We start from the raw sequence: 17,135 nt of genomic DNA on the forward strand, positions 1-17,135 counted from the left end.
CGAGGCCGTGCCGCTCGCCGCGTCCGCGCTGGCCGCGGTCGTGCGATCCGGGGGCATCGGCCCGCTCACCGTCACCACCATCGCCGGCGAACCCGTCCACACCTCGCCCGTCGCCGCCGCGTTCGAGAACGCCGGGTTCGGTGCCACGCCGAAGGGGTTGCGCATCCGGCGTTGAGTCACCCGCCCTAACGAGTTAAGATATGCGCATCAATGCATATATCGGCAGGAGGGCGGATCGTATGGGGCTGGGGCACACACACGGGAGTCACACGCACGGTTCCGCCCACGCGCATGGCTCCGGCAATGCCCAACCGACCGGTCACGCCGGCGCGCGCTATCGGGTCAGACTGGCGTGCGCCTTTGTCCTGACCTTGGTGTTCTTCGTGGTCGAGCTGATCGCGGGCCTCATCTCCGGCTCCCTGGCCCTGCTCTCCGACGCCGGCCACATGGCGGCGGACGTGGTGGCGCTGGGTGCGGCGCTCGCGGCGACGGTGATCGCCTCGCGGCCGGATCGTTCCGGGAGACGCACGTTCGGCCACTATCGCGTGGAGATCTTCGCCTCCGGTCTGGCGGTGCTCATCATGGTCGGCATGGGGGTGTACGTGCTGGTCGAGGCGTTCAGTCGGCTCGGGTCGGATGCCCCGGTCGCCACCGGAACCATGTTGCTCGTCGGGGCTCTTGGGCTGGTCGTCAACGTCATCTCGCTGCTCCTGCTGCGCAGCGGGTCGTCCGAGAGTCTCGCGGTGCGCGGGGCGTATCTCGAGGTGGTGGCCGACGCGGCCGGATCGGTGGGGGTGATCGCGGCCGCGCTGCTCATCCGCGCGACCGGATCGACGGTGTGGGATCTCGTGGTGGCCGTGGCGATCGCCGTGTTCATCGTCGTCCGCGCGGTGATACTCGGCCGACAGGTCGTCACGGTTCTCGCCCAGCACGCACCCGCCGGGGTCGACCCCGCAGCTGTGGAGTCCGAACTCGCGTCGGTTCGCGGAGTCGAGGAGGTGCACGACCTGCATCTGTGGACGCTGACCTCGGGGATGGACGTGGGGACCGTCCACCTCGTGACCGCCCCCGGAGTGCCCCATTCCGGCGTCCTCGACGAGGCGCGACGCGTCCTGCGAGAGGTCCACGGCATCGAGCACGCGACCGTGCAGATCGAGGCCGCCGGCGTCGTGGAGTGTCGCGAACTCGGATGGTGAGCCTGCTGGCTCCGGGGCCCCTCGAGGCTGGTGGCTCTGGTGACCGGGGTCGCCCCGACAACCCGGGTCGGTTCAGGGCACCATGGTGCGCACACTCGGACAGCGGGCAGAGGAGTCAACGGTGCCGGAGGGTGATTCCGTCTACAGGGCGGCCGCACGGGTCCACCGGGCGCTGGCCGGGCGGGCCCTGGACAGGACCGAGCTCCGGGTTCCCCGGTTCGCGGCCGTGGATCTGCGGGGTCGGACCGTGGTGGCCGCCCGGTCTCGGGGGAAGCACCTCTTCGTCGTCGTCGGCCCCGACGCACAGGGTCGGGACCCGGTCACCCTCCATATCCACCTGAAGATGGAAGGCCGCATCCATATCCACAAGGCGGGGGAGCGGTGGCGGTTCCCCGCGCACACCGTCCGGCTGCTCCTGCGTGCCGAGGACGTCGAGGTGGTGGGTACCGAGCTCGGGCTGCTGCGCGCGCTGGATCCGGCCGAGGCCGACCGGGCGGTCGACCACCTCGGCCCCGACCTGTTGGGGCAGGACTGGGACCCGGACGCCAGCGTCGCGGAGGTGCTCCGGCGGATCCGCGAGCGGCCGTCCCGGACGATCGGGGAGGCCCTGTTGGACCAGCGCAATCTCGCCGGCATCGGCACCGTGTACCGCGCCGAACTGTGTTTCCTCAGGGGACTCGACCCGCGGGAGCCGGTGGAGTCGGTGCCGGACCTGCGCGCCGTGGTCGTGCTCGCCCGACGGATGCTTCTCGCCAACGCCGACCGCGCGGTCCGGGTGACCACCGGCGACACGCGCCGCGGGCGGGAACTGTGGGTGTACGGGCGGGACGGCACGCCGTGCCGCAGGTGCGGGACCCAGGTGGAGACGTTCAGGCTGGGTGGTCTGGCCGACCCGGACGAGCCGAGCGACTCTCTCGATCGCATCGCCTACCGTTGCCCGTCGTGCCAGCCGGAGCGTGCCACACTGGGGCCATCGCCAACCGAGGAGAACCTGTGACCGACCGCAACACGATCCTGATCACCGGCGCCAGCGCGGGTCTCGGCGAGGGCATGGCCCGTCGCTGGGCTGCGCAGGGCAGAAATCTGGCGCTCTGCGCCCGCCGTCTCGAGCGACTCCAGGAACTCCGCGCCGAGCTGCTGGCGGCCAACCCGGCGATCACGGTGGCGGTCCGCGAACTCGACGTGGCTGACGGCGACGCGGTGGAGCGGGTATTCGGCGAGCTCGACGCGGAGCTCGGGGGGATCGACCGCTTCGTCCTCAACGCTGGCTTGGGGAAAGGGGCGTCCATCGGTACGGGCAAGGCGCACGCCAACCGCGAGACCGCGATGGTCAACGTGATCGGCACGCTCAACCAGGCCGAGGCGGCGATGGAGTTGATGAACGCGCGGGGCGAGGGGCACCTGGTGTTCATCTCGTCTGTGAGCTCGCTGCGCGGCATGCCCAAGGCCCAGAACACGTACGGCGCCACCAAGGCGTTCGTCTCCTCGCTGGCGCAGGGCCTGCACGCCGAGCTCGACAGCGCTGGCAGCCGCATCAAGATCACCGACATTCTTCCCGGGTACATCCGCACCGACATCAACCGGTCGGTCAAGACCTCGCTGATGACCGAATTCGACGAGGGCGTCGACGCCCTGGTCGCGACGATCGACGCCGAGCCCACTCGGGCACTCGTCCCGGCCAAGCCCTGGAAGGCGATCGGCCCACTACTGACTCTTCTGCCGGAGAAGGTCAGCCGCAGGTTCGTCTGACCGGTGCTCCCGCCCGCCCGCGCCGGAGAGGCGATGGGTCAGTCCAGATAGGCACTGGGTCAGAAGGGGGGCGGGTTGAGGATGTCGTAGAGCAGCGCCTGCACGTCGTGCTCGACCGTGCTGACGACCGGCGCGTTGCGCTGCCACCACCGGCTGTGGTCGGCGGGTCGGGTCTCGACCGGGCCGGTTGCGCGGGCGCGCTCGGCGTTCAGGCGGGTCGCTCGGCGAGTCCAGTAGGTGGGCTCCGGGCGTGTCTCGCCTCCCGTGGTGGTCGGGTCCGGGTTGCGCTGTTGTTGCCTGTCCCAGGCCCGGGATTCGTTGCGGGCGTGCTCGCGGCGATAGGCCCCGAGCGGCCCGGATGGTCGGGTCGTCATGGTCGCCCCATCTGGGGTGATGACGGTGAGGGTGCCGTCGGGTTGCAGGTCGTAGATCCAGTCGGAGAATGTCTTGAACCGGTGATGGCGCCGACACAGACACATCAAGTTGCGCTCTTCGGTGGGTCCGCCGCGGGCGGGGTCGGCGTGGTCGAAGGGGCGGACATGATCGATGTCGCAGTCATCGGCTGGAACCGCACAGCCGGGATGGCGGCAGGTCCCGTCGCGCAGCCTGATGCGGCGGGCCAACTCGGCGCCGGGCCGGTACTTCAGGGCGCGGCGGGCGTCGTCGGCGGCGCCGATACGGGGGTCGACCTTCTCAAAGCTGGCCCCGTCGCTGGTGACAAGCATGTCCAGCAGAGCCTGCAGCGCAGCCTCGCCGGTGCGGGTGAACTCCACCCGCACCCCGTCGTCGTCGCGGGCGCCGTTGCCACTCGCCCCGTTGTTACCCGATTCGGCGTTGCCGGGAGCGATCACGGTGACCTTGGGTCGCAATGGGGCCGGGCCGCCGGGGTGCAGGTTGTCGCCGCACACCAGGGACAGCAGGGCGTCGGCGCGGCGCTCGGCCTTGGAAAAGTGATAGTCCGCGACTGGGTCCGAGCCCGACTCGCCGGTGGCCTCAGCGGCGGCTGCGCTCGCCGCGGCAGCGTCGGCCTCGGCGTCGGAGGCGGCGTGTTCGGCAGCGCGTTGGTCGATCGCCTCGGCAAGAACCGCAGCCTCTTCGGTGGCCAGGATCGCCGACACGGTGGACATACCGTCAGCGCCCTTGTTGATGCGCACACCGCGGGCACGGCTGGCGTCCTCCTTGCGCCGACGGATGCCCTCGGCGTCGTACCGGGTGATGATGGCGTCCACCGCATCGCGTACCGCTCGCGCTCCGAGGCGTACTCCGGCCTCCGACGCGGCCAGGTAGTCGTCGACGACATCCTGCTGCACCTGCGGCAGGACTTCGAGGTCGACGGTGGCCATCTGGCGGGCCAGGAGTTCCGCGGCCCGCTGGTCGAGTCGCCCCGCGGCCAGGGCAGCGAGAACGGCGGGGTAGCGCTGGTGCAGGTCCGCGGCGAACGAGATCATCGATTCGGCTCTCAGGGTGGAGACGGCCATCGCCGCCACCACGTATCCGGTGGCCACGACGAACGGGTCGACCACCGCGTGACCGGGTGGGGCATCCTGGCCGGCGCCTGAGTCGTCGCGGCGCTGGCATTCCAACATTAGGTCGTAGCAGGCCGACAGCCGCTGGGCGGAGGCGCGATTCTCCGCCGCCCATCCGGCACGAGCCGAGGCGGTCAGCCCGGTCAACGGATCGACAGCGGAGGAACGGTCGGAGGAGGGGCCGTTGCCAACGTCCATGCCACACCTCCGAAGCCTTACGTCACCGTCACCTGTATCGAATGTACGTTCTAGTGTACGCACACACGTTCGAACGCGCAAGGGTCTGCTGCGGGCCTTCCATCAGGGAATGCAGTGCCATCCATCCGGGAGTGCAGCGGAGGAAGGCGCCGGGGTACTCGCCGGTCAGGTCGTGACGCGGGGCTCGGGGCCCACCACGTCGAAGAGCATCGCCGTGAACTGGCCGTGGGTCTCGAGCCCCTGGCGGTGGAGACGGAGTCGGCGGGGCAGCAGGGGGCGCCCGGAACCGAGGACGACCGGACACTGGTGGATCCAGACCCGGTCCAGCAGTCCTCGGTCGGCGAACTGACCGGCGAGGTCACCGCCCCCGACGATCCAGACGTCCCCGCCGTCGGCGGCGTCGACCAGGAGAGGGTGGAGGTCGCCGACGTCACCGGCGAAGAACTCGACGCCGTCGACGGGATCGAGATCGCGGTGGGTGACGACCCAGCTCGGCACGGTGTACGGCCAGACGAACGGTTGGCCGTCCTTCGTCAGGTCGCGGCGTACCCAGTCGAAGGTGTTGACGCCGCAGACGATCGACCCGACGCCGGAGTAGAAGCGGTCGAAGTGGAGGTCGGGGAGGGAGGGGTCCGGCTCGGTCGGTGTGTAACCCGCGGGCTCGGCCTCACCGGAGGTCGTGAAGAGCCAAGAGAGGCTCTCCTCGTCGTCGGCGATGTACCCGTCCAGACTGGTGGCGGTGCAGTAGACAGTGCTCATACGAGCATGCTCGCACCCGGCTACGACACCTCCGGGCCGAACAGTTCCGTCTCAGCGGCGGCCGCGTGCCTCGCGGTAGATCTCGACCAGCGAATCCGTCGAGGAATCGAAGCCGTCCCCGGGGTGCTTCTCCGCCGTCAGGGCCCTCAGGAGCTCACCGGCCTGTGCCTTGCCCAGCTCGACCCCCCACTGATCGAACGCATTGATGCCCAACACGGCGGCCTGGACGAACACCACGTGTTCGTAGAGAGCGATGAGCTGCCCGAGCGCCCCGGGTGAGAGCGACGGCGCGAGGATCGTGGTGGACGGCCGGTTGCCGGGCATCACCTTGTGCGGCGCGATCGCGGGGTCGACGCCCTCGGCGAGCACCTCGTCCTCCGTCTTGCCGAACGCCAGCACACGGGACTGGGCGAACAGGTTGGCCACGAGCATGTCGTGCATCGATCCGGCGCCGTCGGCGGTCGGCAGGTCCGAGACCGGGCGGGCGACCCCGATGAAGTCCACCGGGACGAGCTGGGTGCCCTGGTGCAGGAGCTGGAAGAAGGCGTGCTGGCCGTTGGTGCCGGGCTCGCCCCAGTAGACCTCACCGGTGGGGTACGAGACGTCGGAGCCGTCGAGTCGCACCGACTTGCCGAGGGACTCCATGGTGAGTTGCTGAAGGTAGGCGGGGAATCGCACGAGACCCTGGGCGTAGGGGATCACGGCCTTGGACTGAGCTCCGAGGAAGCAGGTGTACCAGATGCCGAGCAGGGCCATGAGAACCGGAGCGTTGTGCTCGGGGGCCTCGGTGGCGAAGTGCAGGTCCATGGTGTGGAAACCCTCAAGGAGCTCCACGAACGCCGGCGGGCCCACCGTGATCATCACCGACAGGCCTATCGCCGACGACACCGAGTACCGGCCCCCGACCCAGTCCCAGAACTCGAACATGTTGTCCGCAGCGATCCCGAAGTCCGCCACCTCCTCGGTGGCCGTGGACACCGCCACGAAGTGGGAGGCGATGGCCTCCTCCGATCCGAGTGCCTCGACGAAGTGCCTGCGCGCCGCGTGGGCGTTGGCCATGGTCTCCTGCGTGGTGAAGGTCTTGGAGGCGACCACCACCAGCGTGGTGGCGGGGTCGACCTCGGCGAGCACGGCCGAGAGGTCGGCGGGGTCCACGTTGGAGACGTAACGTGCGCCGATGCCGGCGGTCTGCAGGTGCTGCAGGGCCCTGTCGACCATCACGGGCCCGAGGTCGGAGCCGCCGATGCCGATGTTGACCACGGTGTCGATCCGCGCGCCCGTGTGGCCCGTCCACTCACCGGATCGGACGCGGTCGGCGAAGTCGGCCATCCGGGTGAGGACCGAGTGGACGTCGGCCACCACGTCGCGCCCGTCGACGATGAGTTCGGCCTCGGCCGGGAGACGGAGCGCGGTGTGGAGGACGGATCGGTCCTCGGTGGTGTTGATGCGGTCGCCCCGGAACATCGCGGCCCGCTGCGCCGGCAGGCGCGCGGCGTGGGCCAGGTCGGTCAGGGCGCTCATGGCCTCGTCGGTGACCAAGTGCTTGGACAGGTCCACGTGCAGATCACCCGCGGTGACGGCCATGCGTCGACCCCGCTCCGGGTCGGAGGCGAACAGCTCGCGGAGGGTCACCTCGCCGATCGCCGGTACGAGGTCCTCGATCGCCGACCACTGTGGGGTCGTGCTGATGTCCGTCATTGCCGCTCCTGCCCAGTGTTGCCGCCCGGGGATCGCCCGCCGTCTGTCTGGGAGGTTAGCCGGGAATACGGGGGCCGCGCCGCCCGTTCCAGACACGTGACCCCCATGATTCCTCCGGACCACCCCTCCGTGTCGGCTCAGGCGGAACGACTGGTCGACCTGGGCGTGCCCGAGCTCGGCGGGATCACCGCGGGGCAGCTGCGAGAGCACGCCGCCGCTCTTGACGACGCGGCTCTCGCAGCTGCTCCGGGGGCCGGTCGGCCGGTGCTGGCCGTCCACCCGTCGTTCGTGTCCACCGCCCGACTCACGACCTGCTGCGCCGCGGGGGGAGAGCCGGCTTCGTCGTCGTCGACATGTCCGACCTGGCCGAGTTCACACCCACCGACGATGTCCGGGTGCCGGACGCCCCGCTCTATCTGGCCGGGGACGTGACGCGCGACGACGACATGCTGGGCTGGACACCGACCGACGCCCACGCCGAGTTCGCCCGGCGGGCGCGCACACCGCTGACCATCTCCGAGGGGGTGAGCTGGCTGCTCCAGAGGCCGGACGTGCTCGAGCCCGGGAAGTGCTTCATGTGCATCGGATCGCGGAAGCGGAAAGCCGACGGAGGTCTGGATGCGCGGACCCCGGCGCTGTGGATCAGCGGGGGGACGGGCCGCGACGGCCGGGGGAACAAGGGCGCGCCGAAGGTGGGCTGGTGCTGGGCGAACAACCACCACGCGTGGTTGGGTTTCGCCTCCACGGCCGGGCGCGCAGGACGGGTCGGCCGGGTGTAGGGGCACCGGCCGGAACCGGACCCGAGCCCGGGCCCGAGCCCGAGCCCGGGCATTCAGCCCAGTCGCCCGCGACCGAGACGCAGGAGCATCCCCGCCAGCGTCTGTCCCTCCTGCCCGAGTGAGGAGAAGCGCTCGTAGACCTTGAGCTCGCGGGTGTGGACGAGCTTGGTGCCGCCGGACTGCATCCGCGTGCGGCCGATCCGCTTGGAGATCTCGCTGCGACGGACTACCGCGTCCAGGATCTCGGCGTCCAACCGGTCGATCTCCAGACGGAGTTCCTGGATCTGGGCCTCGGACAGCGGATCGTCCGTGCCGGCGGGGTCGGTGTTCATGTCGCGATTATCCCACTTGCTTCCGCGGGAGCCGCAGGACCGTCTAGTGTTTCCGCCCGTGGAGAACTTGAACACGATTCTCGCGGACATCGGATCCGTGATCTGGGGACCCTTCGTCCTCATCCCGCTGCTCCTCGGCACGGGCCTATTCCTCACGATCCGGCTGAGGGCACTGCAGTTCCGCAAGCTGGGACCCGCGCTCCACCTCGGCCTGATCCGCCGTAGTGACGATGGCGGGGCGGGTGACATCACCCAGTATCAGGCGTTGACCACCGCGCTCGCCGCGACCGTCGGCGTGGGCAACATCGTCGGCGTGGCGACGGCGATCTCACTGGGTGGACCGGGCGCGCTCTTCTGGATGTGGATCACCGCCCTCGTGGGGATGGCCTCCAAGTACTCGGAGGCCTTCCTGGGTGTGCGGTACCGCGTCACCGACGCCCGCGGCGAGCAGTCCGGTGGTCCGCAGTACTACCTCCACCGTGGGTTCGCCGAGCTGTTCGGGAAGACCGGCGGCCGGGTGGGACTGGTCCTGTCGATCGTCTTTGCCGTGTTCGCCGTCCTGGCCAGCTTCGGCATCGGCAACATGACGCAGGGCAACGCGGTGGCGGCCCAGCTCGACAACTCGTTCGGGGTCCCGCACGTGGTCACGGGCATCCTGATGTTCGTCCTCACCGGTGCGGTGCTACTCGGGGGCATCAAGGCCATCGGCCGGGTCACGGCCGGGTTCGTGCCTCTGATGATCGTGCTGTACCTGCTCGGCGGGATGGTCGTCCTGGTGCTCAACGCCGACGCGATCCCCGGGGCCTTCGGGCAGATCTTCACCCAGGCCTTCTCCGGGACGTCCGCGGTCGGCGGTTTCGCGGGTGCGGCGATCATGTACGCCATCCAGATGGGTGTCGCCCGGGGCATCTTCTCCAACGAGTCCGGGATGGGCTCGGCGGCCATCGCGGCCGCGGCGGCCAAGACCACCCACCCGACCCGCCAGGGCCTGGTGTCCATGACCCAGACGTTCATCGACACCATCATCGTCGTCACCTTCACCGGTCTGGTGATCGTCACCTCCGGCGTGTGGGAGCGGGGCAGTGACACCGCCGGGACCATGACCGCCGACGCGTTCGCCGAGGCGATGCCGTACGGGGACAAGCTGGTGGCGGTGGCGATCGCGTTCTTCGCCTTCTCGACGATCCTCGGCTGGTCGTACTACGGCGAGCGGTGTGTCGAGCGGCTCGTGGGCGCCGGGGGCGTCATCCCCTACCGGATGATCTTCACCTGCGTGGTGTTCGTGGGTGCGGTCACCGAGCTCGAGGTGGTGTGGAACTTCGCGGACGTGATGAACGGATTGATGGCGATCCCCAACCTCATCGGCCTCCTGGTCCTCTCCGGCCTCATCGTCCGGGAGACGCGGTACTACCTGGACAACGATCCGACTCTGACGGCCACGGCCGCGCAGGTCGAGGAGTTCATGGGGGACCGCCCGCGCTGAGACCGTGGTGTCGGACCGGGTGGGTAGATTGGACGCCACGATGACCCACTCCGCACCCGCCCCAGCCAGTTCCGCCGTCGGTCCCACCTCGTCTCACTCACCGCTCCTCGACGGACTCAACCCACAGCAGGCCGCCGCGGTCACGCACCGCGGCGGTCCGCTGTTGATCGTGGCTGGCGCGGGTTCCGGGAAGACCAGCGTGCTGACCAGGCGAATCGCGTACCTGCTGGCCGAGGGGGGTGCACACCCCGGGCAGATCCTCGCCATCACGTTCACCAACAAGGCCGCCGCGGAGATGCGGGAGCGTGTGTCCGCCCTGGTGGGGCCGCACGCCGAACGGATGTGGGTGGCCACGTTCCACTCGATCTGTGTGCGGATCCTGCGGGCCCAGTCCGCGCTGCTGGGCACGCGCAACTCCAACTTCACGATCTACGATTCGGACGATTCCCGTCGCCTGCTCGGGATGATCGCCAAGGAGCAGCACCTCGAGGTCAAGAAGTTCACGCCGCGGATGCTCGCCTCGGCCATCTCGAACCACAAGAACGAGCTCCGTGAGCCGTCGGAGGCCATGGACCGTGCGCTGGAGGACTCGGACCGGACCGGGCAGACGGTGGCGGCGGTGTTCACCGAGTACCAGGCCCGGCTGCAGGCGGCCAACGCCTTCGACTTCGACGACCTGATCGGGGAGACCGTGGGGTTGCTGCGGTCGCACCCCGAGGTGGCGGCGTACTACCGGCGCCGGTTCCGGCACGTCATGGTGGACGAGTACCAGGACACCAACCACGCCCAGTACATCCTGGTCCGGACGCTCGTCGGCGGTGCGGCCGGGTCCGGGGACGACGCCGCGGCCGGGGTGGCGCCGGCGGAGCTCTGCGTGGTGGGCGACGCGGACCAGTCGATCTACGCATTCCGGGGCGCGACGATCCGCAACATCGAGGACTTCGAGCACGACTACCCGGACGCCCGGTCGATCCTGCTCGAGCAGAACTACCGCTCCACGCAGACGATCCTCTCCGCCGCCAACGCGGTGATCTCCCGGAACCCGGGCCGCCGCGAGAAGAACCTCTGGACCGACGAGGGAACCGGCGAGCTGCTCGTGGGTTACGTGGCGGACAACGAGCACGACGAGGCTCGGTTCATCGCCGGCGAGATAGACCGCCTCGTGGACTCCGGGGACGCCGGCTACTCCGATGTGGCCGTGTTCTACCGGACCAACAACTCCTCCCGCGTGATCGAGGACGTGTTCGTCCGCCTGGGCCTGCCCTACAAGGTCGTCGGCGGGACCCGCTTCTACGAGCGCAAGGAGGTGCGCGACATCGTCGCCTACCTCAAGGTGCTCTCCAACCCGGACGACACGGTGGCGCTGCGCCGCATCCTCAACACCCCGCGGCGGGGTATCGGGGACCGAGCCGAGGCGTGTGTGGTGGTCCACGCCGAACAGCGGGCCATCGGCTTCGGTGAGGCCCTGCGGGACGCGGCCGAGGGCAGGGTCTCGCTGCTGCCCACCCGCTCGGTCAAGGCGATCTCAGGGTTCGTCTCGCTGCTCGACGAGCTCCGCGGGCGCTTGAGTGGCTCCGACCACGCCGGTGGCGAGGACTCGGCCCCCGACGTCGGCGCCCTGGTGGAGGCAGTGCTCGACCGGACCGGATACCGGGCCGAGTTGGAGGCCTCCAACGACCCGCAGGACGCGGCGCGTCTGGACAACCTCAACGAGCTGGTGGGCGTGGGACGGGAGTTCTCCTCCGAGGCCGCGTTGCAGCGTTCGGCGCGCGAACAGGGCTTCGGGGACGAGGACGCCGGGGACGCCGCGGGAGCGGTGGCAGACCAGGCTGACGCAGACCAGGCCGAAGCAGACCAGGCCGACGCCGAACTGGACGAGGGGATCGCCGAGCCCGGTTCGCTCGCGGCCTTCCTCGAACGCGTCTCCCTGGTGGCGGACGCCGACCAGATTCCCGCCGAGGACCAGGGTCAGGTCACACTCATGACCCTCCACACCGCCAAGGGGCTCGAGTTCCCGGTGGTGTTCCTCATCGGCATGGAGGACGGGCTGTTCCCACACATGCGCGCACTCGGGGATCCGGCCGAGCTGTCCGAGGAGCGGCGGCTGGCCTACGTCGGGATCACCCGTGCACGCAAGCGGCTCTACCTGACCCGGGCCATGATGCGCTCGTCGTGGGGTCAACCCATGACCAATCCGGGGTCGCGCTTCCTCGAGGAGATTCCGTCGGAGGCGATCGAGTGGCAGCGTGAGGAACCGGCCGGCGGTGGCGGGTTCGGTGACGACGACTCGTACGCGCCTCGGCGCCGGTTCGGTGGTGGCGGTGGCGCTGCCGGGGGCGGCTACGGCTCCGGTGGCGGCTACAGCTCCGGTGGGGGCAGGTCGTCCGGGATTCCCCGGGCCAAGTCCTCCGCACCCGCACTGGAGCTGGTGCCCGGTGACCGGGTCACCCACGACAAGTACGGACTCGGGAAGGTTTTGACCTGCGACGGCAGCGGGCCGAGGGCCACGGCGACGATCGACTTCGGTGCGTCGGGAAAGGTGCGCCTGATGCTCATCGGGGGAGTCCCGATGCAAAAGCTCTAGGGTGGAAATCCCCGCCCGAGTGCCTGTCGGCACCCCGCTGGTCGGGGGTCTGGCACGGCTGGATCCCATGGCCCCCGTAAGACGCGGAAGGTCTGTTCCCGCTCATGTCGGATCCGGCGGCGTTCGGCTCGGGGTACCCGTTCGAGACCGCGCACGCTGATCTGGCACGGACCCGGGAGTTCGTCGGGGCCCGGATGGCGCCCGGGGCGCATCCCTACACGGAGCGCGTGGAATCCGCGCGAACGGGCGAGGTCGGGACGGTTGCCGGGATCAGCTCGTTCACCGATTTCGACACACGGAACGAGAAACTCCACCTGGGGTGGGGGTTCTCTGGTCGGCGCTAGTGGGCGACCGGGGTGAACGTGGGGACCACGTTGCTGCACTTGGCGGGATACCGCCGTCTACTCGATCACGGTGGACGTCCGCCCAGGTGGGAGGTGTCAGCTCCCGAAGATGCTGGAGGTCGAGCCCTCCACGCTGCCGGCGCCCGCGAGGTGGATGCCCTGCTGGGCCAACCAGATGACGGGGTCGATGTGCTGGGTGCCGCCGTTGAGCAGGACCTCGAAGTGCAGGTGGGATCCCGTCGAGAAGCCCATGCTGCCCATGCCGGCGATCTTCTGGCCAGCGTAGACGCGCTCGCCCTCACGGACATCCAGCGACTCCATGTGACCGTAGACGGTCATCGTTCCGTCGTCGGACATGATCCGGATCCAGTTCCCGTAACCCTGGGCGGGGCCCGAGTCGATCACGACGCCGTCGGTGGCCGCGAGGATGGGGGTGCCGTTGGCGTTGGCGATGTCGATGCCCGCGTGCATCGCACCCCAGCGCATGCCGAAACCTGAGGTGAAGGTGCCCACTGCGGGAAGAGCGACCTTCGGGCGCCGGGCCTGCTCCTCGGCGATCTCCCGCTGGGTGTTGATCTCCGTGCCGGCGTAGAGCATGGCCGACTGCGCGTTCTCCGACTCCGAGTCGAGGGCCGGCACGACCACGGGCTCGGGCAGGGAGGGCGTGGCGGGGGTGGAGGTCGACGGCGCGTCGGGCGTACCTGTCGCCGGCGCCGCCTCGCCGTTGGCGAGGAGGGCGATGTCACCGGCCTCGGCGGAGTGGGTGCCCGCGAAGTCCATGACGGAACCGGCGGAGGCGGCCGACACGGCGGCGCCGGCAGCGACGGCCAGGACGGCCGCGCGACCACGCAATGCGTGCGGGGGGGCGGGGAGACGGTGACGCCCCCCGCCGTGTGCACCGGAGGCGGGTACGACGACAGGAGTCGCTGGTGGTACGTGCTGCGACTCGTTCTTCACCGGTGGCGTTTCCCCTCTGAGGTCGTGCTGTGATCTTTCCGTGACCAAGACGTCCCCCAAAGTAACGGATCGGCAACGGTGTCGCAAGGTAACGGGCCGTCCGAGAGGGAGGGGTGGATCACACTGGTGTGACTCCAGTGATCGAGGGGTTTGATGTTAAGTCACGGGTCTTGAGTGGTGCCTCTAGGGGCATCTCACCCGCGGGGACCTGTGACCCGACACACACGTCTACCCCCAGGGTGCGACGGGCGACACACTGCCCGCTTAGGATGAGGGTTGACTCGGCTTTCAACAGGGCCGGGCGAATCTACCCACGTCAAGATGGTGAGCTGATGGATCTCTTTGAATACCAGGCAAAGGCTCTTTTCGCGAAGCATGACGTCCCCACCACCCCGGGGCGCGTCGCGGATACCGCGGAAGAGGCCGAGAAGGTCGCGGCCGAGATCGGCAAGCCTGTCGTCGTCAAGGCGCAGGTCAAGGTCGGAGGCCGTGGCAAGGCCGGCGGCGTGAAGCTGGCGGAGGACGCCACCGAAGCGCGTGCGCGGGCCGAGGACATCCTTGGCCTGGACATCAAGGGCCACATCGTCAAGAAGCTCCTCGTGGCCGAGGCCAGTGACATCGCGGAGGAGTACTACATCTCCTTCGTCCTCGATCGTTCCAACCGCAACTACCTCGCCATGTGCTCGGTCGAGGGCGGCGTGGAGATCGAGCAGGTCGCCGAGGAGTCCCCGGATCGCCTCGCGCGAATCAACATCGATCCCACGGTCGGCGTCGATGTGGCCAAGGCGCGCGAGATCGCGGCCGCCGGCCACCTCCCCGAGGAGGTGCTGGACGCGGCCGCTGTGACGATCGCGAAGCTGTACGAGGTGTTCGTCAACGAGGACGCCACCCTCGTCGAGGTCAACCCGCTCGTCCGTACCCCGGACGACGAGATCCTCGCGCTGGACGGCAAGGTCACGCTGGACGAGAACGCCGAGTTCCGCCACAAGGACGTCTTCGCCGACTTCTCCGACGCGGGAACCACTGACCCGCTCGAGCAGAAGGCCGCGGAGAACGACCTCAACTACGTCAAGCTCGACGGCCAGGTCGGGATCATCGGAAACGGCGCCGGGCTGGTCATGTCCACGCTCGACGTCGTCGCCTACGCCGGCGAGAACCACGGCGGAGTCAAGCCCGCCAACTTCCTCGACATCGGCGGCGGCGCCTCGGCCGAGGTCATGGCCAACGGGCTCGACGTGATCCTCGGCGACGAGCAGGTCAAGAGCGTCTTCGTCAACGTGTTCGGCGGCATCACCGCCTGTGACGCGGTGGCCAACGGCATCGTCAAGGCCCTGGAGATGCTGGGCGACGAGGCCAACAAGCCGCTCGTCGTCCGTCTCGACGGCAACAACGTCGAGGAGGGTCGCAAGATTCTCGCCGACGCGAACCACCCGCTCGTGACCCTGGCCGACAACATGGACTCCGGCGCCGACAAGGCCGCCGAGCTGGCCTCCAAGTAGGAAGAGAAGGAACAACCAGATATGTCGATCTTCCTCAACAAGGACAGCAAGGTCATCGTCCAGGGCATCACCGGGGGCGAGGGCACCAAGCACACCGCCCGCATGCTCGCGGCCGGGACCCAGGTCGTCGGTGGCGTCAACGCCCGTAAGGCCGGCACCACCGTGGCCCACAAGGACGCCGACGGCAACGACGTCGAGCTCCCCGTGTTCGGTTCGGTCTCCGAGGCCATGGAGGCCACCGGTGCCGACGTGACGATCCTCTTCGTCCCGCCGCCGTTCACCAAGGACGCCATCATCGAGGCCATCGACGCGGAGATCCCGCTGGCCGTGGTCATCACAGAGGGCGCCCCGGTCCTGGACACCGCCGACGCGTGGAACTACAACGTGGCCAAGGGCGAGAAGACCCGCATCATCGGCCCCAACTGCCCGGGCATCATCACGCCGGGTGAGTCGCTGGTCGGCATCACGCCGGCCAACATCGCCGGTAAGGGCCCGATCGGACTCGTGTCCAAGTCGGGCACCCTGACCTACCAGATGATGTACGAGCTCGCCGACTACGGCTTCTCGACCGCCATCGGTATCGGTGGCGACCCGATCATCGGCACCACGCACATCGACTGCATCGAGGCCTTCGAGAACGACCCGGAGACCAAGGTCATCGTGATGATCGGTGAGATCGGCGGCGACGCCGAGGAGCGCGCGGCCGACTACATCAAGGCCAACGTCACCAAGCCGGTCGTCGGTTACGTGGCGGGCTTCACGGCTCCCGAGGGCAAGACCATGGGCCACGCCGGCGCCATCGTGTCGGGCTCCGCGGGTACCGCGCAGGCCAAGCAGGACGCCCTCGAGGCCGCCGGCGTCAAGGTCGGCAAGACGCCGTCCGCGACCGCGGCTCTCGCCAAGGAGATCCTCGACGCCATGTGATCCGCCCGCGGTGGCCCTCTGAGGCCGCCGCGAGTGAGCGTTCCCCGACCCCCGCCCATCCCCGGATGGCGGGGGTCGCGGCGTGCCGGGGGTGCCGCGGGTAGGCGGGTCTCTACGGTGGCAGGGTGAGTCCTCCACGTGTCATCCGGCCCGCCGCGAGACGGACCCCGGCGGGCGCCCGGTCACTGCTGTGGACGGCGGCGGCCGCTGCGCTCCCCGTCATCGTCACCGTCCTGGTCCTCGCCGCGGTCACGCTGGCGGTCCTGGTGTTCTCCGCCCGGGGGTTCGACTCGCTGTTCGCAGTGGTCGCCGTGGAGTGGCTGGTGGTCAACAGGGTGCCCCTCACCGTGGACGCGGTGTCCCTGGGATTCCTGCCGCTGCTGCCACCGTTGATCTACGTGGCGGTACTGGCCAGACAGACCCGCGCGGTGCTGGCCGATGTCGAGGAACCCGGTCCACGCGAGGCCGCCGCGGCCGTGGCGGGGGTGACGCTGGCGGGGATTCTGCTGACGGTGTTGGCCTCCCTGCTGGTCGGATCCGCCGCCTCGGATTTCGCCGTGCGCGAGGCCTCCCTGTCAACGGCACTGCTCTGGACGGTGGCCGTGGCGCTGGTCGGATCCGGGCTGGGGGTCTGGCTGTACTTCCGACGGGATCTCCGGGAGGTCCTGCCGCTGTGGGTGCGCGGTGGGATCCACCTCGGGTCGGCGTTCGTGGCGGCCCTCTGGGCCCTCGCCGCGATTCTTCTGCTGATCGGTCTGCTGGCGGCGTGGGGGCCGGTCGGCTCGGTCCTCGAGATCGGCAAGGATCTCACCGGCACCGCGGCGCTCACGGCGATATCGATCGCGTACCTGCCCAACGTCGTCATGGCCGCGGCCACCCTCGCGGTCGGAGGGGAGGCCCACCTCGGGGAGGCCTCGTACAGTGTGTTCGCCGTGTCCCGGGGGCCGATGCCCGAGGTCCCGCTCGCGGCGGCGCTGCCCACGACGGATCCACACTGGATGATGCAGGCGCTCCTGTTGGTGACGGTGCTCGTGGCGGCCGGGCTCGCCCGCGCGGTCGCGCACTGGTTCCGCACCACCGCCGACGCGGTCAAGGCCGCGTGGCTGG

Annotated in this window: 15 protein-coding genes; 10 read left to right on the forward strand and 5 right to left on the reverse strand. The window is 69.4% G+C overall.

What is annotated here, in order from left to right:
- Nucleotides 1-239 precede the first annotated feature (239 nt).
- The 3 genes from G6027_RS03375 to G6027_RS03385 all read left to right on the forward strand — a co-directional run bounded on the left by G6027_RS03375 (nt 240) and on the right by G6027_RS03385 (nt 2,945).
- The gene (locus G6027_RS03375) at nt 240-1,196 is read left to right on the forward strand and encodes a cation diffusion facilitator family transporter (protein ID WP_182635413.1); all 957 of its coding nucleotides are present in this window, start codon (nt 240-242) and stop codon (nt 1,194-1,196) included.
- 121 nt (nt 1,197-1,317) lie between these two features.
- Nucleotides 1,318-2,193, forward strand: a complete 876-nt coding sequence (locus tag G6027_RS03380; protein ID WP_182635415.1) for a DNA-formamidopyrimidine glycosylase family protein — start codon at nt 1,318-1,320, stop codon at nt 2,191-2,193.
- Nucleotides 2,190-2,945, forward strand: coding sequence for an SDR family oxidoreductase (locus tag G6027_RS03385; protein ID WP_182635417.1), 756 nt, complete (start codon nt 2,190-2,192; stop codon nt 2,943-2,945). The genes G6027_RS03380 and G6027_RS03385 overlap by 4 nt, the downstream gene beginning before the upstream one ends.
- Before the next feature lie 59 nt (nt 2,946-3,004).
- Here the strand turns inward: G6027_RS03385 and G6027_RS03390 are convergent, their stop codons facing one another.
- The 3 genes from G6027_RS03390 to pgi all read right to left on the reverse strand — a co-directional run bounded on the left by G6027_RS03390 (nt 3,005) and on the right by pgi (nt 7,126).
- Nucleotides 3,005-4,669, reverse strand: coding sequence for an HNH endonuclease signature motif containing protein (locus G6027_RS03390; protein ID WP_182635418.1), 1,665 nt, complete (start codon nt 4,667-4,669; stop codon nt 3,005-3,007).
- Nucleotides 4,670-4,834: 165 nt separating this feature from the next.
- Entirely contained in the window at nt 4,835-5,428 is a 594-nt protein-coding gene (locus G6027_RS03395) for a dihydrofolate reductase family protein (protein ID WP_182635420.1), read from the reverse strand.
- Nucleotides 5,429-5,479: 51 nt separating this feature from the next.
- A complete protein-coding gene (gene pgi, locus G6027_RS03400; protein WP_182635422.1) occupies nt 5,480-7,126 on the reverse strand; it encodes a glucose-6-phosphate isomerase in 1,647 nt (548 codons plus the stop codon).
- A 353-nt stretch (nt 7,127-7,479) separates the two neighbouring features.
- Here pgi and G6027_RS18590 point away from each other — a divergent pair, with 353 nt between their 5' ends.
- Nucleotides 7,480-7,905, forward strand: a complete 426-nt coding sequence (locus G6027_RS18590) for a DUF5701 family protein (protein WP_241726771.1) — start codon at nt 7,480-7,482, stop codon at nt 7,903-7,905.
- A 53-nt stretch (nt 7,906-7,958) separates the two neighbouring features.
- On the opposite strand, the gene G6027_RS03410 is transcribed toward G6027_RS18590, so the two are convergent.
- The gene (locus tag G6027_RS03410; RefSeq protein ID WP_182635424.1) at nt 7,959-8,237 is read right to left on the reverse strand and encodes a chorismate mutase; all 279 of its coding nucleotides are present in this window, start codon (nt 8,235-8,237) and stop codon (nt 7,959-7,961) included.
- Nucleotides 8,238-8,295: 58 nt separating this feature from the next.
- Here G6027_RS03410 and G6027_RS03415 point away from each other — a divergent pair, with 58 nt between their 5' ends.
- From G6027_RS03415 to G6027_RS03425, 3 genes are all read left to right on the forward strand, one after another.
- Nucleotides 8,296-9,720 (forward strand): amino acid carrier protein, encoded by a 1,425-nt coding sequence (locus tag G6027_RS03415; protein WP_182635425.1) that lies wholly within the window; start codon nt 8,296-8,298, stop codon nt 9,718-9,720.
- 40 nt (nt 9,721-9,760) lie between these two features.
- Nucleotides 9,761-12,304 (forward strand): UvrD-helicase domain-containing protein, encoded by a 2,544-nt coding sequence (locus tag G6027_RS03420; RefSeq protein WP_182635427.1) that lies wholly within the window; start codon nt 9,761-9,763, stop codon nt 12,302-12,304.
- Between the two features lie 104 nt (nt 12,305-12,408).
- Nucleotides 12,409-12,648 (forward strand): hypothetical protein, encoded by a 240-nt coding sequence (locus tag G6027_RS03425; protein ID WP_182635429.1) that lies wholly within the window; start codon nt 12,409-12,411, stop codon nt 12,646-12,648.
- Between the two features lie 96 nt (nt 12,649-12,744).
- Here G6027_RS03425 and G6027_RS03430 read toward each other — a convergent pair whose 3' ends face one another.
- On the reverse strand, nt 12,745-13,455 hold the full coding sequence (locus G6027_RS03430) for a M23 family metallopeptidase (protein ID WP_346995614.1): 711 nt from the start codon (nt 13,453-13,455) through the stop codon (nt 12,745-12,747).
- Nucleotides 13,456-13,937: 482 nt separating this feature from the next.
- Between G6027_RS03430 and sucC the strand changes: the two genes are divergently transcribed.
- From sucC to G6027_RS03445, 3 genes are all read left to right on the forward strand, one after another.
- Nucleotides 13,938-15,104, forward strand: coding sequence for an ADP-forming succinate--CoA ligase subunit beta (gene sucC, locus G6027_RS03435; protein WP_182635431.1), 1,167 nt, complete (start codon nt 13,938-13,940; stop codon nt 15,102-15,104).
- 21 nt (nt 15,105-15,125) lie between these two features.
- A complete protein-coding gene (gene sucD, locus G6027_RS03440; protein WP_182635433.1) occupies nt 15,126-16,028 on the forward strand; it encodes a succinate--CoA ligase subunit alpha in 903 nt (300 codons plus the stop codon).
- Between the two features lie 125 nt (nt 16,029-16,153).
- The coding region (locus G6027_RS03445) for a DUF6350 family protein (protein WP_346995615.1) at nt 16,154-17,135 on the forward strand (982 nt) is incomplete at its 3' end.

The sequence above is a fragment of the Dietzia sp. SLG310A2-38A2 genome, from assembly GCF_014145095.1.
Taxonomy (GTDB): Bacteria; Actinomycetota; Actinomycetes; order Mycobacteriales; family Mycobacteriaceae; genus Dietzia.

Bases quoted from the DNA above. Each gene is read 5' to 3' on its own strand.
- G6027_RS03375 (WP_182635413.1), top strand. From the start codon at position 240: ATGGGGCTGGGGCACACACACGGGAGTCACACGCACGGTTCCGCCCAC.
- G6027_RS03390 (WP_182635418.1), bottom strand. From the start codon at position 4,669: ATGGACGTTGGCAACGGCCCCTCCTCCGACCGTTCCTCCGCTGTCGAT.
- G6027_RS03395 (WP_182635420.1), bottom strand. From the start codon at position 5,428: ATGAGCACTGTCTACTGCACCGCCACCAGTCTGGACGGGTACATCGCC.
- pgi (WP_182635422.1), bottom strand. From the start codon at position 7,126: ATGACGGACATCAGCACGACCCCACAGTGGTCGGCGATCGAGGACCTC.
- G6027_RS18590 (WP_241726771.1), top strand. From the start codon at position 7,480: ATGTCCGACCTGGCCGAGTTCACACCCACCGACGATGTCCGGGTGCCG.
- G6027_RS03410 (WP_182635424.1), bottom strand. From the start codon at position 8,237: ATGAACACCGACCCCGCCGGCACGGACGATCCGCTGTCCGAGGCCCAG.
- G6027_RS03420 (WP_182635427.1), top strand. From the start codon at position 9,761: ATGACCCACTCCGCACCCGCCCCAGCCAGTTCCGCCGTCGGTCCCACC.
- G6027_RS03425 (WP_182635429.1), top strand. From the start codon at position 12,409: ATGTCGGATCCGGCGGCGTTCGGCTCGGGGTACCCGTTCGAGACCGCG.
- sucC (WP_182635431.1), top strand. From the start codon at position 13,938: ATGGATCTCTTTGAATACCAGGCAAAGGCTCTTTTCGCGAAGCATGAC.
- sucD (WP_182635433.1), top strand. From the start codon at position 15,126: ATGTCGATCTTCCTCAACAAGGACAGCAAGGTCATCGTCCAGGGCATC.